The 256-nt window shown below is 37.1% G+C and carries 1 pseudogene; it reads right to left on the minus strand.

The features are described from left to right. Window positions 1-256: pseudogene (locus ACY2RW_RS16220) on the minus strand (glutamine synthetase type III); the annotation flags it as partial.

A 256-nucleotide genomic window follows, 5' to 3' on the forward strand; every position in this document is an offset into this window, starting at 1 on the left:
CTGTTCTTTAAATTCATTCAACTGTCTGGCAACAATAGCATTTAGTACTGTCATTGGTTTTGCACAGTTTGCAGTAGATCCTACAGCGCGAAATTCAAACTTGTTACCGGTAAAGGCAAATGGAGATGTACGGTTACGGTCAGTATTGTCCAATAAAATCTCCGGAATTTTACCTACAACATTTAGTTTGAGGTCTGTTTTTTCTTCCGGTGACAATTTTCCATCTGTAACTTTTTCAAGTTCATCCAATACTTGT

This window comes from Polaribacter sp. 2305UL8-11 (genome assembly GCF_058147165.1).